The sequence below is a fragment of the Roseivivax lentus genome (assembly GCF_900156805.1).
Classification (GTDB): Bacteria; Pseudomonadota; Alphaproteobacteria; order Rhodobacterales; family Rhodobacteraceae; genus Roseivivax; species Roseivivax lentus.
Window position 1 is genome coordinate 27881 of record NZ_FTOQ01000025.1, and the last position, 14645, is coordinate 42525.

The 14645-nt window shown below is 61.9% G+C and carries 12 protein-coding genes and 1 pseudogene; 5 read left to right on the forward strand and 8 right to left on the reverse strand.

The genetic code is table 11. The features are described from left to right. Nucleotides 1–360: 360 nt before the first annotated feature. The 3 genes and pseudogenes from BW990_RS20070 to BW990_RS22395 form a co-directional block, all read right to left on the reverse strand. On the reverse strand, nt 361–2820 hold the full coding sequence (locus BW990_RS20070) for a tetratricopeptide repeat protein (RefSeq protein ID WP_076451152.1): 2460 nt from the start codon (nt 2818–2820) through the stop codon (nt 361–363). A gap of 132 nt (nt 2821–2952) precedes the next feature. Continuing rightward, entirely contained in the window at nt 2953–3201 is a 249-nt protein-coding gene (locus BW990_RS20075; RefSeq protein ID WP_159441703.1) for a hypothetical protein, read from the reverse strand. Nucleotides 3202–3813: 612 nt separating this feature from the next. Then, nucleotides 3814–4293 (reverse strand): annotated as a pseudogene (locus BW990_RS22395) (transposase); the annotation flags it as partial. A gap of 248 nt (nt 4294–4541) precedes the next feature. Between BW990_RS22395 and BW990_RS20085 the strand changes: the two are divergent. Next, nucleotides 4542–4790 carry a hypothetical protein gene (locus BW990_RS20085; RefSeq protein ID WP_234990324.1) on the forward strand — a complete coding sequence of 83 codons (249 nt, stop codon included), beginning with the start codon at nt 4542–4544 and terminating at the stop codon, nt 4788–4790. 2 nt (nt 4791–4792) lie between these two features. On the opposite strand, the gene BW990_RS20090 is transcribed toward BW990_RS20085, so the two are convergent. Further along, entirely contained in the window at nt 4793–5542 is a 750-nt protein-coding gene (locus BW990_RS20090; protein WP_076451159.1) for an SDR family NAD(P)-dependent oxidoreductase, read from the reverse strand. After that, nucleotides 5539–7827, reverse strand: a complete 2289-nt coding sequence (locus BW990_RS20095) for a bifunctional salicylyl-CoA 5-hydroxylase/oxidoreductase (RefSeq protein ID WP_076451161.1) — start codon at nt 7825–7827, stop codon at nt 5539–5541. The genes BW990_RS20090 and BW990_RS20095 overlap by 4 nt, the downstream gene beginning before the upstream one ends. Nucleotides 7828–7989: 162 nt before the next feature. Here BW990_RS20095 and BW990_RS20100 point away from each other — a divergent pair, with 162 nt between their 5' ends. Continuing rightward, entirely contained in the window at nt 7990–8409 is a 420-nt protein-coding gene (locus BW990_RS20100; protein WP_076451163.1) for an acyl-CoA thioesterase, read from the forward strand. Further along, entirely contained in the window at nt 8406–8804 is a 399-nt protein-coding gene (locus tag BW990_RS20105) for a RidA family protein (RefSeq protein ID WP_076451165.1), read from the forward strand. The genes BW990_RS20100 and BW990_RS20105 overlap by 4 nt, the downstream gene beginning before the upstream one ends. Before the next feature lie 3 nt (nt 8805–8807). Here the strand turns inward: BW990_RS20105 and BW990_RS20110 are convergent, their stop codons facing one another. After that, nucleotides 8808–9014: a DUF6356 family protein gene (locus BW990_RS20110; RefSeq protein ID WP_076451167.1), complete on the reverse strand. Its 207-nt coding sequence runs from the start codon at nt 9012–9014 to the stop codon at nt 8808–8810. 99 nt (nt 9015–9113) lie between these two features. Here BW990_RS20110 and BW990_RS20115 point away from each other — a divergent pair, with 99 nt between their 5' ends. Then, nucleotides 9114–9575, forward strand: a complete 462-nt coding sequence (locus tag BW990_RS20115; RefSeq protein ID WP_076451169.1) for an Lrp/AsnC family transcriptional regulator — start codon at nt 9114–9116, stop codon at nt 9573–9575. 52 nt (nt 9576–9627) lie between these two features. Here BW990_RS20115 and BW990_RS20120 read toward each other — a convergent pair whose 3' ends face one another. After that, a complete protein-coding gene (locus tag BW990_RS20120) occupies nt 9628–12684 on the reverse strand; it encodes an efflux RND transporter permease subunit (protein ID WP_076451171.1) in 3057 nt (1018 codons plus the stop codon). Between the two features lie 4 nt (nt 12685–12688). Continuing rightward, on the reverse strand, nt 12689–13648 hold the full coding sequence (locus BW990_RS20125) for an efflux RND transporter periplasmic adaptor subunit (protein WP_159441704.1): 960 nt from the start codon (nt 13646–13648) through the stop codon (nt 12689–12691). 547 nt (nt 13649–14195) lie between these two features. On the opposite strand from BW990_RS20125, the gene BW990_RS21685 reads away from it, so the two are divergent. Then, a complete protein-coding gene (locus BW990_RS21685; protein ID WP_143526302.1) occupies nt 14196–14630 on the forward strand; it encodes a hypothetical protein in 435 nt (144 codons plus the stop codon). Nucleotides 14631–14645: the final 15 nt, after the last annotated feature.

Consider the following 14645-nt stretch of genomic DNA (forward strand, 5'->3'; position numbering starts at 1 on the left):
AGGTCTCCAAAATGCATTCAGGCTGCCGGTCTCAGACACCTGACTTGAGTTCAATGATTTACTCATAATCCTTGGGAAGGCGTGGAAAATCAACAAATTATTTATCTTGCACGCATAGGTTGAAATGTTCGCGGTTGCGCTTCTTTAGAGTACCGGATAATGGACAATTTCAAATAAAACCGAATACAATAATTGAATCCTTCAAGGACATATTATCCTCATATCCTTCAAAAAATCTAAAGGGATATACTTGTAAACGAATACTGGTCACATAGCTATTCTTTGCTTCCTGTTCTATCGACAACGGCAATTCTGTTATCCATTCAGTCAGCCCGGCCGCCTATCACCGCACGGTACAAATCACTCTTGGACAGCCAGATCGCTGCTCAATCGAACTATTTCGGTATTGATCTCATCTCTGAAGGGCAGGGGCCGTCCGCTCGTCTCTATTAGTCGTAGCGTTTTTCGATAAGTTTCTAGAGCCGATTTGTTATTCCCGGCCATGGCGAGGGTCCGAGCAAGATGGTAGTTCACCACCGGGTCATCGGGAAGCGCCTTCGCGGCAGGCTCGAGATAGTCCAACGCTTCCCGATGGTTGCCCAACCTGGCAGTGATCCAGCCATAGGTGTCCTGAAATTGAGGTACGTTGGTGCCACGTAGGCGGCGGGCAATGACGTGGGCCCGCTCGAGACTGGCTTTGTCCTCACGGAAGGAAGAGAGCAAGCTTGCCAGGTTGTTGGCGAGCACAGCGGAGTCCGAATTTCGGTTATAGAGGTCCTCGTAAACAGCGATCGCCGCTTCGAAATTTCCCATTTTTTCAAGATGTCCGGCTAATGCCAAGTTCAAAACAGAGCTTTCCGGCAAGGCTTTCCGTGCTCGGTCCAGCACTTCTTCCGCCTGCTCGGGCTCTCCTTCGCTCTGATGCAGATAATATAACGCGATCCAAGGCCGCTCATTTTTAGGGCTCTCTTCCACGAGCTTCAGAAGTGTCTTTCGTGCTTCATTGGTCTCGCCGCTGAGCGCCGACAGCCCCGCAGAGATGAGTCGCAACTCGGGGTCATCTGGGAATTCAGCCAGTCCGTCAGCGATTAGGTCCAACGCTCCGTGGAGATTCCCTTCATCCAGCCGCGCCCTTGCAGCCAATCCTACGGCCCTCTTGTCACCGCTCGTATTTCTAGACAGCCGTTCAAGCATGGCACGAAGATCGTCTTGCCGACGCTGGCCGACGAGGACCCGGATGGTAAGAGCATTGACTGCGGCGTCGGCTTCTTGGAGTTGGGCCAATCGATCAACGACACCTTGCGCCCTGCGCCAATCTTCAAGTTGGACGTACAAGTCGCCCAGCATGACGAGCATTTGAATGTGGTCCGGTCTCAGCCTCAGCGCGCCGATCAAGACGTCTTCCGCAGGTAGGAGCCGATCTTCTCCCATGAGGAAGGCCGCGTAACGCATTGATTCCTCGGGAGCGCTGTTGGACGCCTCGAGCGCTCGCGACAGCATTTCGCCCATCACGCTGTTGTTGCCGAGGCGTTCATGTGCATGGGCCATGAGGGTGAACAGATCCGCATTGCGCGGTGCCTGATCAAGAGCGCGCCGCAGGTCCACCAGCGCTTCTTCAGGGCGATCCGCCTGAATCATCCACTCGGCGCGCATCTTGAGGGCTTCGACATTTGTCGCGTCGGCGTCCAAAACCTCTTGGACGAGGGCCCGGGAAGCGACCAGATCTCCGGACTGCTCTATCATTTTCGCCAACGCGATCTTGATCGCAGGGAGGTGTTCGGAGGACTGCGCCCCGTCGACGATTGCGCGCATTTCGGTGATTGTGGTCTCGTGATCACCAGCCTCAAAGGCCAGCATGGCCTGCGCCGCCTGGTATAACGGCCGGTCCGGATCGGCGGGTGCGGTGTCGGCGAGGATTTTGTCGATCTCTGCAAGGGCGGCATCGGGTCCGCGAAATTGGATAAGGAAGTCGACTAGCATGAGGCGCGCATCGGGATTACGAACATCCGGCTGTATTCGATCCCGCAGATAAGCCTCGGCATCGTCTGTGCGATTCTGAGATACGTACCAGCGCAGCAGTGTTCTTCGCAGGCTGTCCTCGTCGGGGAAACGGTCAACCATATCCCGAAGCTGCGCCTCAATGGCATCGGACCGCCCCAATTTCTTGAGCACTACAAGCCGAAGCCCATAATAAACGCGTTCGTCAGGATTGTGTTCTAGGCCCGCGTCGATGGCTTGCAGCGCGGAGGTCCAATCCTGCCGGTAGAGCCGCTCGTCGATCTGCGCCCTGCGTGCCAGGATAAGGGTGGGGTCGTCCGTCAGCAGGTCCGCCATCTGCCGCGAAATGCGTTGCATCTCTTGCGGATCTTGGTCCTCACGCGCACGTCGGTAAGCAAGGGCGAGGTTGATTTCTCTTAACACCTGATCGGTCTGCCCGACCGCCAGCAATTCGCCAGCGACCTTGGCGTGATGGCTCGCTGCAGTCCAATTCCCCAGCATCGCTGCCAGCCGCGCTGCGCCGCGCACTGCTTGAATGTCTTCGGGATGGTGCTCGGTAACCGCTAAGTATTGGTTGAAGGCCGCAGCTGGATTGCCTCTATCCTCTTCGATTCGCGCCATCAGTTTGCGCGCGTCGAGGTGGGCGCCGTTGAGCTTGAAAACATTGCGCAACTCAACCGCTGCACGCGCGGTATCGCCAGCTTCGTAAAGCTCAACGCTCTTGCGGAAGTGTTTCTCTGCTCGATCCTCAGATGAATCGCAGGCGGAAAGGGCGCCGAGCAAAAGCAACACGGCGAAAATATGAGCTAAGTGCTTGAACATGGCAAAACTTACAGACCGAAATTAACATGCGCACATACCAATACTAGATCGCAAGATGCGACACGGTGCGGGTCTAGAATGACACGGACGCCGCGTAAAAGAAATTGATAATGTTGTGCGCAGAAAGGATCGTCAGCGGTTTGAGGCAGTATTGCTGGCTGCTCCGCTTGTAATATTGTTGCGCAGGCCGGGGTAGATATAGACGAGCGAAAACAGAATGATCATTGTGACGAGGCCTGCAATCAGTGCGTAGCCCCACCCCGTGTCCGTGCCCAGACCGACCAGCAGAAGCACTGTCCAGAATCCGCTAGAGGCGACGACCAAGGCGAAAAGCGTGCGGGCCTTGCCGCATTTGTCTGCCCTGGTTCTTGCGTCCGACATGCTCGTGGTCTCGTTCAGCTTCTTTTGCAACCATAGGTAGCGTCTTGTCGGGGCGAGTCAATCCTGAGATATTCTCATAAGCATGGTTTCTTCTTAAAATACCAGCGAGTAGTCCTCAAATGGAGTATCCCACAAACAAGGATTGTCAAACTAAGATCTCACTTCGTTTTTCGACGCGGCTACATGTGACCTTTCGGAGGCGTTGAAGTTGGGCAGCCTAGGCGGGTGAAGTCAGGTTTCCGAGTGCCGTATTCGGCCGGCTTATGTCGAAAAAATACGCCACTAGCCGATCCCTTAGCGGACATCGCCCGTGGATTCAAACCACGAGGCGTTGAGACGCTCATGCCTGACGCAACTATTGAATGCCTCGATGCACGCATAGTCGCTTGGATTTCCGGGTCGTCAGAAGTCGACCTCGTCATTGTTAGGGGAAGCCTTCCGGGCGAGCAGACGCCCAGCAAAAACTGGGCCGGAGCACGTCGCGAAGAAGAGGTTCTTCAAGGTTATGGCCACGCGCAAGGTGCTCAAATAGCGCGGTGGGTGGCCATATCCGAGCCTCGGCTCTCAGCAATCGTTATTCTAAACCAGACCGCTCACGAGACCGGCTCTATGGCTGCCACTCAGAACGCTATGGGCGTCTGAGATAGCCAGCGTGCTTCCGTTGAACCCACGGGCTTTCAACACGTGCCGAAAATCCATCCAGAAGGTCTCATCTTCGGATGGCTCCAGCCCCAACGCGATTATTCCGCGCCGCCAGTCGGTGCTGGCTGCAACGGCGATTATTGCCGCCACGCTGACGATCCGGCTTCCTCGGCGCACCTTCAGGTAAGTCACATCCGGCCAAACATAGGGCCATTCGCCGGAGAGCGGGCGGTTGAGGAACCCATTCGCCCTTTCATCGATCTATTTGCAGAGCTTCGACACCGCCCTCTTGGACATGCCCTGAAGGCCCATCGCCTGCGCCAACTCATTGAAGCGGCAGGTTGAGACACCGCCGATCCACATCTCTTAGATCACCGACTCGACCGCTTTCTCCGCGGCTATGTGCGCCTCCAAGAAGCCGGCAAAGTAGCTGGCCTGCCGTAACATTGGCCCCTCAGGTTGTGCATAATTGGCCTGTTCATGCTTGCCTATCACCATATTCCTAACGTTATTCTCAACAATGGACGCCGATAGACGACAGATCGTGGCAGACCATGCCAGACAAGTTTGATTTGCGTTCTACTTCCCTTGGTCGCTCCAGCAGTAATTCCGGCTGTGTTGGAACCTAAGGTGGCGCGAATGGGCTGAGCCAAGGCACGATCTTCCAGACGTAGGACGGTCTGCACCTCCTCTGCCGCTTGCAGGCCGATCTGGGGATTGAGACGCCCTATATCCTGTGCGCGCCGGTGGTGCCGCGCACCTATTGGGGCGCGTTGGTGCCGAAGCTGCATGTGGAGACCGTGATCACGGGCGCGCCCTATATCATCCTAGTGTCGCAGATGGTGGCGCTTCCGCCGACCGAGATCGGGATTGCCGTTGGTAGTGCGGACCTTGTCCGCGATGACCTGCTCGCCGCGGCGGACCTGCTATTGCACGGCTTCCGGTAGGCTCAGGCCTCCCCGCCCGAGATTGAGATTGCCTGCCCGGTGATCCCTTCAGATCCCGGCCCCGTCAGCCACATGGCGGCGGCCACGACCTCGGCGCGCTGGGTCAGGCGCCGCTGCGGGCTCATCTTTTCAAGCTGCGCGCGGGCATCGGCGGCGGACATGCCGGTCTTGTCCATGATGTTCTCGATCGACCGTTCGGTCATCTCGGTGTCGAGAAAGCCGGGGCAGAGCGCGTTCACGGTGACACCGGTCTTGGCCATCTCGAGGGCGGTGGCCTTCACCATGCCAATCACGCCGTGTTTGGCGGCGGTGTAGGCGGCGACATAGGGATAGCCCTTCAGCCCGGCAGTGGAGGCGACGGCGATCAGGCGTCCCCAATCGCGGCCTTTCAGATGCCGCGCGCCTTCGCGCAGGGTCAGGAACGCCCCCGTCAGATTGACGTCGAGCATCTGCTGCCAAGTGGCGAGGTCGGTCTTCGGGAAAGGCGCAGAGGCAGAGGCGCCTGCATTGGCGATCACGATATCGCAGGGGCCGATCGCCTCGAACATGGCCGCGACGGAGGCCTCATCGGTGACATCGGCGGTCACGGCGTGAATGCGGTCGTGATCGGCGGCGAGCGCGGCCAATGGGCCGTCGCGGCGCCCGGCAATCCAGACTGTGGCGCCCGCATCCGCATAGGCCCGGGCAAGCGCTGCCCCCAGGCCGGTGCCGCCGCCGGTCACGAGCACGGTCTTGCCGGACAGGTCCGTCATACGCGGATGCCCAGACCTTCGCCGCGTTCGGCAAGGCGTTGCATCTGGTCCCGTCCGGGCAGATAGGGCAGGGGCCACGCGGTTTCGTTGTCGCCCAGGGCCGCGGCGGCATGAAGCGTCCAGTAGGGATCCGCCAGATGCGGACGGGCGAGCGCCACGAGATCGGCGCGGCCCGCCATCAGGATCGAATTGACGTGGTCGGGTTCGTAGATGTTGCCCACGGCCATGGTGGGAATGCCGCGCTCGTTGCGGATCCGGTCCGAGAAGGGCGTCTGGAACATGCGGCCGTAGACGGGCTTCGCCTCGACGCTGGTCTGACCGGCGGAGACATCGACGATATCGACGCCCGCGTCGCGGAAGGCCGCGGCGATGTCGACCGCCTCCTCACCCTCGATGCCACGATCGCCGACCCAGTCGGTGGCCGAGATACGCACGGACATGGGCTTGCCCTCGGGCCAGACGGCGCGCATGGCGCGGAACACTTCGAGCGGATAGCGCAGCCGGTTCTCGAGGCTGCCGCCATATTCATCCTCGCGGATATTCGAGATCGGCGAGATGAAGGAGGAGATCAGGTAGCCGTGCGCGGCGTGCAGCTCCACCATGTCGAAGCCCGCGCGCGCGGCCATTTCGGTCGCGGCGACGAATTGGTCGCGGACCATGTCCATATCGGCGCGGTCCATGGCCTTGGGCGTCGCGTTCCGGTCCGACCACGGGATCGCTGAGGCGGACAGAAGCGGCCAGCCGCCATCCTCGAGCGGCGCATCCATTTCTTCCCAGCCAAGCTGGGTGGCGCCCTTGCGGCCCGCGTGACCGATTTGCATGCAGAGCTTCGCCTCGGTCTCCGCATGGACGAAATCCACCAGCCGCTTCCAGGCGGCCTCGTGCTCTGGCGCGTAAAGCCCGGGGCAGCCTGGCGTGATCCGTCCCTCGGGCGAGACGCAGGTCATCTCGACATAGACGAGCCCCGCGCCGCCCTTGGCGCGTTCGGCGTAATGCGAGAAATGCCAATCGGTCGGGCAGCCATCCACGGCCTTGTATTGCGCCATCGGCGAGACGACGACGCGGTTCGCGAGCCGCATGTCGCGCAGCTGGAAGGGTGCGAACATAGGCGCGCGGTGCACGCCGTTCGCCCCGGCCTGCGCCTGGAACCATTCCTCGGCCTCGCGCAGCCATTTGGCGTCGCGCAGGCGCAGGTTCTCGTGGCTGATCCGCTGCGAGCGGGTCAGCAGCGAATAGTTGAACTGCACCGGGTCGAGGTCGAGATAACGCTCGACGTCCTCGAACCATTCGGTCGAGTTGCGCGCGGCCGATTGCAGGCGCAGAACGTCGAGGCGGCGGTCTTCCTGATAGGTGGTGAAGGCATCCTCGAGCGTCGGCTTGGTCGAGACGAGCTCCGCCAGCGCGATGGCGGATTCGAGCGCCAGCTTGGTGCCCGACCCGATGGAGAAATGCGCCGTGGCCGAGGCATCACCCAAGAGCACCACATTATCGAAGTGCCACTTTTCGCAGAGCACGCGGTTGAAGTTGAGCCAGGCCGAGCCGCGCAGATGCTTCATGTTCGAGATCAGCGCGTTGCCATCGAGATCCTTGGCGAAGATCGCCTCGCAGACGGCGATGGTCTGGTCCTGGTCCATCTTGTCGAAACCCGCGCTGCGCCAAGTCTCTTCGGAGCATTCGACGATGAAGGTCGCAGTGTCGTCGTCGAACTGGTAGGCATGGGCCCAGATCCAGCCATGCTCGGTCTTCTCGAAGATGAAGGTGAAGGCGTCGTCGAACTTGGCATGGGTGCCGAGCCAGATGAACTTGCAGGCGCGGGTGTCGATCTCGGGCTTGAAGGCGTCCTCAAAGCGAGTGCGCGTGCGGGAATTCACACCATCAGCGGCGACCACCAGATCGTAATCGCGGCGCAGTGCGTCGATATCCTCGACCTCGGTCTCGAAGCGCAGATCGACGCCCAGCTCGCGGGCGCGGTCCTGCAGAAGAAGCAGCATCTTCTTGCGCCCGATCCCGCAAAACCCGTGCCCGGTGGAGGTGATGCGGGTGCCGTCCTTCACGACGGCGATATCGTCCCAATAGGCGAAGTGTTCGCGGATCGCCTCGGCGCTTTTGGCGTCGTTCCGCGCGAGGTTGTCGAGCGTCTCGTCGGACAGGACCACGCCCCAGCCGAAGGTGTCGTCGGCGCGGTTGCGCTCGATCACGACGACCTCCGTGTCGGGCTGGCGCAGCTTCAGACTGATCGCGAAGTAGAGGCCGGCAGGCCCACCTCCCAGACAGACGGTCTTCATCGGCGTCCCCTCCTTCGAGCTTGGGTAGGGGGAGTATCTACCGGGCCCAAGAAATTTCAAGTATAAAACTTTAGGCTTGAAGTTTTTGTCGCGGTGCGGGACAGTCTCGGCGGAATGCTCCGGGTCTCAGATGGGGCAGGGATGCAACGGGACGAGTGCGGCATGGCGGGCTACACATATCGCAACGCAGTGATGTTCCAGCATTGCGATCCCGCGGGCATCGTCTTCTATCCCCGCTATTTCGAGATGATCAACGAGGTGGTCGAGACGCTGTTTCGCGACGCTTTGCGTTGGCCCTTCGCCGAGATGCATGTGCGCGAGCGCATGGGCGTGCCGACCGGTAAGATCTCCACCGATTTCCACGCCCCGTCGCGCCTGGGCGATGTGCTCGACTGGCGGCTCGTCGTCACGCGGATCGGCGGGGCGAGCCTCGATGCGACGGTGTCCGCCGCATGCGCGGGCGAGGCGCGTCTGACCGCAACGCTGACGCTGGTCTATGTTGATCTCGAAGCGATGCGTTCGGTGCGCTGGCCGGAAGACAAACGGGCGGCACTTGCCCAATTCATGGAGGATACACCGTGAGCACGATCACTATTCATCCCGAGGGCTGGAAGCCTGCCAAGGGCTACGCCAACGGCATCGTCGCCGAGGGCCGCATCCTGTTCGTGGGCGGCCAGATCGGCTGGACCGCCGATCAGGTCTTCGAGGCGCATGATTTCATCGGCCAAATGGTGCAGGCGCTGAAGAACATCCGCGCCGTGGTCGAGGAGGCGGGCGGCTGCGTGGCCGACATCGCCCGGCTGACCTGGTATGTCACCGACAAGACCGAATACCTCGCCCATCAGAAAGAGATCGGCGCGGCCTATCGCGAGGTCATGGGTTACCATTTTCCGGCGATGACGATGGTCGTCGTCTCGGCGCTGGTCGAGGACGACGCCAAGATAGAGATCGAGGCGACCGCCGTCCTTTCGGACTGAGCGTCAGCGGTTCTCCATGCGATGATGCAGGTCGCGGATGATGCGGCTCGCGGTCTTCTCGAACATCCAGGGCAGGATGGCGTGCACGGTCGCGGCGCAGCCGGCCAGCAGGAGCTTGCCCGCGAAACTCGCGGCAAAGCGCATATGCTCGAGATAGGTCTCGTCCACGCTGGCGGGGTGGTCGGTGAAACGGCGGGCAAGATGTTGCATCGGAAACTCCTCTGTTTCGCTACGTTTATCCTGCGGGACGAGAGCATGGATCCCAATCATAATTGAAGATTCGGGATGAGATGGGATAACGTCCCATACATGAGCATGAATATCGACGAAACGGACCGGCGTATCCTCGCATTCCTGCAAAAGGATGCGAGCCGGTCTCTCGATGCCCTGTCCGAGGCGGTGCACCTGTCGCGCAACGCCTGCTGGCGGCGGATCAAGCAGATGGAGGATGCCGGGGTCATCGTGGCGCGGATCGCGCGGCTCGATCCCGAGGCGCTGGGGCTCGGGCTTTCGGTCTTCGTGATGCTGCGCGCGAAGGAGCATTCGGAAGACTGGCTCAAGCGGTTTCGCGCGGCGGTCTCGGAGATGCCGGAAATCGTCGGTGCCTTCCGCATGAGCGGCGAGATCGACTACATGCTGCGCGTCCGCGTGGGTTCGGTCGGGGAATATGACCGGTTCTATCAGCGTTTCATCCAGAAGGTGCCAAGCGCGGATGTCTCCGCCAGCTTCGCCATGGAAGAGATCAAGGACACCACCGCGCTGCCGCTTTGAAGACATGAGGCCGCCGGTGTGACGGCGGCCCCATGGTTGCAGGGAAGACGGGTCAGGCCGCCTGCCGGGCTTCCTTGTCCGCCTTCGGGAACATTAGCGAATAGAGCACCGGCGCCGCGATCAGCGTCAGGATCGAGGCGAAGCCCAGACCGCCCATGATCGTCACCGCCATAGAGGCGAAGAAGGCGTCCCAGAGCAGCGGGATCATCCCGAGGATCGTCGTGCCCGCCGCCAGCACGACCGGCCGCAGACGCGTGGTCGAGGCGTAGATTATGGCGTCCCGGAAGGGCATGCCGTCGGCGCGGGTCAGGTCGATCTCCTCCACCAGGACGATGCCGTTCTTAATGAGCATGCCCGACAGCGACAGCAGGCCCAGAAGGGCGGTGAAAGAAAAGGGCAGGCCCGTGCTCAGCAACCCGATGGCCACGCCATTCACCGCCATGGGCACCAGAAGCCAGACGATGAGCGGCTGGCGCAACTTGCCGAAGAGGAGGATGGAGATCACCACCATCACCAAGAGCGAGACCGGCAGCTGACCGCCGAGGCTTTGCTGCGCCTCGGTCGAGCTTTCGTATTCGCCGCCCCATTCGAGGCTGTAGCCCTCGGGCAGCGTCATGGCCTCGATCGGGCCGCGCACCTCGGCGAAGACCGACGAGGCGTTGACGCCTGCGGGAACGCCCGCCTCGACGGTGATCGTCGGCATGCGGTCGCGGCGCTGGTAGAGCGTGTCCTCGACACCGTAATCGAAGCCGTCGATGATCTGCTCCACCGGGATGAAGTCGCCTGCCGCCTCGGAATAGACGATCTGGTCGATGAGGTGGGCCGCCCCCGGTTCCGCCGCGCCGGGCATGCGCACCAGGATCGGGATCAGCCGGTCCTCTTCGCGGTAGACCCCGGCGCGCGAGCCGTCTGTCGCGGTCTGCAGCGCGGTGGCAAGGTTGGCACGCGTGACCCCGGCGGTCTGTGCGCGTTCGTCGGAATAGACCGGCCGCAACACAAGCTCCCGTTCGCGCCAGTCGGTGCGGAGGTCGCGCACCTGGTCCGAACTGTCGCGCATGATCTGGCTCGCCTCTTCGGCCAGCGCGCGCAGCACGTCCGGATCGTTGCCCGAGAAGCGCGCGGCGATGGGCGCGCCGCCACCCGGGCCGAAGGCCAGACGCTCGGTCCGGAACTCGCCCTCGGGCAGGGCATTGCGCCCGAAGGTTTCCAGATCGGCGCGCAAGGACGGGATTTCCTCGAGCGTCTCGGTGCGGATCACCAGATGGCCATAGGTCGGCAGCGATTCCTCGGGCGCATAGGTCAGCATGAAGCGCGTGGCCCCGCCGCCCACGAAGGTCGCGACCGACACGACATCGTCGCGGTCCGCCAGCCATTCCTCGAGGATGGCCATGTCCGCCGCGGTGGCGTTGACGCTGGCCCCCTGCGGCAGCTTGTAATGCGCGTAGAAGAGCGGCGTGTTGCTGTCGGGGAAGAATTGCTGCTTCACCTGCCCGAACCCCCAGTAGCAGGCGACGGTCACCGCGATCAGCGCGACGATCACCAGCCAACGCAGGTTGAGCGCGCCACGCAGCACCGCCCCGTAGGCCCGGAAGACCGGACCGCCATAGGGATCGCCGCCTTCGCCGGTGCCTTGCGTGAACACGTAATGCGCCAGAAGCGGCGTGGCGGTGATCGCCAGCACCCAAGACAGCAGAAGCGAGATTCCGATCACGGCAAAGAGCGAGAACAGAAACTCGCCGGTCGCATCGGGCGACAGGCCGATCCCGGCAAAGGCCATGATGCCGATGACCGTCGCCCCCAGGAGCGGCACCTGCGTCTTGCCCGCAACGTCCCGTGCGGCCTCGCGGGCGGTCTTGCCCTGTTTCATGTCGCCCTGCATGCCCTCGGCCACCACGATGGCATTGTCGACCAGCATGCCCATCGCGATGATCAGCGCGCCCAGCGAGATCCGCTGCATCTGCAGATCGGCGAGCGCCATGAAGAACAGCGTGCCGACCACGGTCAGCAGCAGGGTGGAGCCCACAACGATCGCGGCCCGCCAGCCCATGAAGAGCGCCAGCACCGCCACCACGATGCCCACCGACATCGCGAGGTTCACGAGGAAGCTCGTCGAGGCCTCGTCCACCACCACATGCTGCTGGTAGATGGGGTGCAGCGTCACCCCGATGGGAATATTCGATTGCAGCTGGTCGAGCTTGGCGTCGACGCCGCGCCCCACATCGACGATGTTCTCGCCCTCCTTGCCGGAGACGCCCAAGGTGAAGGCCTCTTCGCCGTCGAAGCGGATCAGCATCTCGGGATCGGCGACCCGCGCGCGGTAGACGCGGGCGAAATCGGTGACCTCGATGACCTCTCCGGCGACGCCGATGGTCAGACTGCTGATATCGTCCACGGTGCCCGATCCCTCGGGCGCGTCGATGCGGATTTCCTGCCCCATCTGGCTGACCGATCCCGCATCGGTGACGGCGTTCGAATCCGAGATGGCCTGAATGATCGCACCCGGCGGCAGGCCGAGATTGGTGATGACGGCGGTGTCGGGCTCCACGAAGATCCGTTCCTCGGGCAGGCCCGCCACGGTCACGTCCGCCACACCCGTGACGGTCAGCAATTCGCGCCGCAGGTAATCGGCCATGTCGTGCCGTTCGGCATCGGTGAAACCCGGTGCCGTGACGGCGTAGAAGATGCCGTAGACGTCGCCGAAATTGTCGTTGACCCGGCTTGGGCCCGCCCCCGAGGGCAGGGCGTTCTGCGCGTCCTCCACGCGTTTTCGCAGCTTGTCCCAGATCTGCGGCAATTCCGATCCGTCATAGGTCGATTCGATCTCGACCGTGATGCGGCTCGTTCCGGGCTTGTTGGAGGAGGTGATGAACTTGATCTCGGACATCTGCTGGATGGCCGATTCGAGCGGTTCGCTGACCTCGGTCGCCACCTGTTCGGCGGAAGCGCCGGGATATTGTGTGAAGACCACGGCGGTCTTGATGGTGAAGGCCGGATCCTCCAGCCGCCCCATGCTGGCAAAGCCCCAGAGACCGCCCAACAGGCAGCCGATCATCAGCATCCATGTCAGAAGCGGGCGGTTGATGGCGCCCTCGGCGATACCCTTGCCCATGGTCTTACTCCCCGATGCCGGTGAAGCGGCGCACGCTTTGCCCGTCGCGCAGCATCGCAGCACCCGCGCGCACGATCTCGGTGCCCGGGGCAGGGCCGTCGGCGATGCCGATCCGCCCGTCATCGCCGACCGCGATCTCGACCGGGGTCCGGCGCACGGTGCCGGTATCGGGATTGTCCGACGACGGTTCGAACACCATCACATGCGGTGCGCCCTCCGCGTCGTAGACCAGCGCGGTCTCCGGCAGCTGCATCCGCGTCCGGTCGCCTTCGCGGGCCTCGGCGGTCACGGTCACCGAGGCGCCGGGCAGCACGAAGGCGCCGGGTGTCTCGGTGAAGGCGAGCGTGACGCGGAAGGTCTGCGCCACCGCGGCGGTCTCCGCCTCGAACTCGCGTATGACCAGCGGATAGGTCGCGTCGGTATCCGGCAGCTTCGCCAGGAACCGCACGTCGTTCGTCGATTGCGCCCGGCGGAAGAGGATCTCCGGCACGTCGATATCCACGCGGATCTCCGACATGTCCGACAGGCGCACGACCGGCGTGCCCGCCGAGACCGTCGAGTAGGAGGCGGCGAGGCGCCGCACGATCAGCGCCTCGAAGGGAGCGCGGAGGGTCGCGTCGGCCAGCCGTTCCTCCGCATCCTCGAGCGCGATCCGCGCCAGGTCGCGCTGCGTGCGGGTATCCTGCACCTGCACCTCGGCGACATTCGCGCTGGAGAGTTCCTGCAGCCGGTCGAGGTCGCGCTGCGACTTGTTCAGATTGACCTCGGCCTGTGCGACGCTCCGTTCCAGGGGCTCGAGGTCGAGCTGCGCCAGAAGCGCGCCTTCCTCGTAGGTCTCGCCCTCGGCGACCGGGAAGCGTTCGATCTGCCCGCTGACCTGGAAAGCGAGATCGACCGTTTCCTTCGCGGTGACGCGCCCGAAGAAATCCCGGCGCAGCATGGCCTGCTCGGCGCTGAGCGTCATGAGCTTCGCGGGCCTGACGAGTTCGCTCGGGGGGGCGTCGGTGTCTTGCGCCCCGACAGGGCTCGTCAGGATCGAAAGAAGGGAAAGAAGCGCGAATGCGGGGAATGACCGAATATGCATGAAAATGTTCCCTTGGTCGAAGGCTTTGGACATCAATGAATGACGTGCGTGTGGGCTGTGACTTAAAGATTTACTTGTGCCAATCGACGCCGAGCGCAAGGTGCAACGCGTGTGATGTCACGCAGGTCGGACGTGCGCGTATTGGATATTTCACCCGAATGCGAGTGGCGCAGCTTACCGTGCAGCCAGACGCGACGCAAAACGCCCCGTTCGAGAAAAAACGATCCCGGCCAGCGTGACTTGCGGTAAACCGCCGATCCTGATGGCTCAAGATCTGCGAAAATCCTTATAAGTATCTTATAATATAAGATTTTAATTGTGTTGCGCGGGAGGCACAACCGTCGACATTGCGTCGGCCCAAGTGGCGCGATGGGCACACCTCCGGCACAGGTGGAAAATCAAAGAAATGAGTGTCGGGAAGGGCTGCATGATGAGTCCACGGATTGTGCACGCCGCACGGCTTCTCGGCATAATTTGGTTGACCTTTGCGGCCACGCTGGCCGGAGCCACGCCCTTCACGTCAACCGTTCCCGGAACGTCCATCGTTTTGCCTGATGGCTATCCAGAAGCGGGCGGTGTGGCGATCGTTCTGCAGGGTGTGAACGGCAACCTCTATTATCAGTTTTCAGACCCTGACGGGGCGTTTGTCGGGTTTCAGAACAACGGTCAGCCGGCCGCGTTCAGGGGGAATCCCTTTACGATCAACGATCCGATCGCGCTGGATTGCGGGTTTTCAAGTGGAGTGCCCCCACTGAAGTGGTCCACCAACTGGGATAGATTTGTCCCGATGTCAGGAGGACCAAGCGATGGCTGGAAAGCGAGACAAGCCCGAAGAGATTGTGCTGAAGCTGCGGCAGGTTGAAGTGCTGCAGGGACA

What these genes read in the sequence shown, in the direction of transcription:
- BW990_RS20070 (WP_076451152.1), bottom strand. Translation starts at nt 2,820, where the DNA reads ATGTTCAAGCACTTAGCTCATATTTTCGCCGTGTTGCTTTTGCTCGGC.
- BW990_RS20075 (WP_159441703.1), bottom strand. Translation starts at nt 3,201, where the DNA reads ATGTCGGACGCAAGAACCAGGGCAGACAAATGCGGCAAGGCCCGCACG.
- BW990_RS20090 (WP_076451159.1), bottom strand. Translation starts at nt 5,542, where the DNA reads ATGACGGACCTGTCCGGCAAGACCGTGCTCGTGACCGGCGGCGGCACC.
- BW990_RS20095 (WP_076451161.1), bottom strand. Translation starts at nt 7,827, where the DNA reads ATGAAGACCGTCTGTCTGGGAGGTGGGCCTGCCGGCCTCTACTTCGCG.
- BW990_RS20100 (WP_076451163.1), top strand. Translation starts at nt 7,990, where the DNA reads ATGGCGGGCTACACATATCGCAACGCAGTGATGTTCCAGCATTGCGAT.
- BW990_RS20110 (WP_076451167.1), bottom strand. Translation starts at nt 9,014, where the DNA reads ATGCAACATCTTGCCCGCCGTTTCACCGACCACCCCGCCAGCGTGGAC.
- BW990_RS20115 (WP_076451169.1), top strand. Translation starts at nt 9,114, where the DNA reads ATGAGCATGAATATCGACGAAACGGACCGGCGTATCCTCGCATTCCTG.
- BW990_RS20120 (WP_076451171.1), bottom strand. Translation starts at nt 12,684, where the DNA reads ATGGGCAAGGGTATCGCCGAGGGCGCCATCAACCGCCCGCTTCTGACA.
- BW990_RS20125 (WP_159441704.1), bottom strand. Translation starts at nt 13,648, where the DNA reads ATGACGCTCAGCGCCGAGCAGGCCATGCTGCGCCGGGATTTCTTCGGG.
- BW990_RS21685 (WP_143526302.1), top strand. Translation starts at nt 14,196, where the DNA reads ATGATGAGTCCACGGATTGTGCACGCCGCACGGCTTCTCGGCATAATT.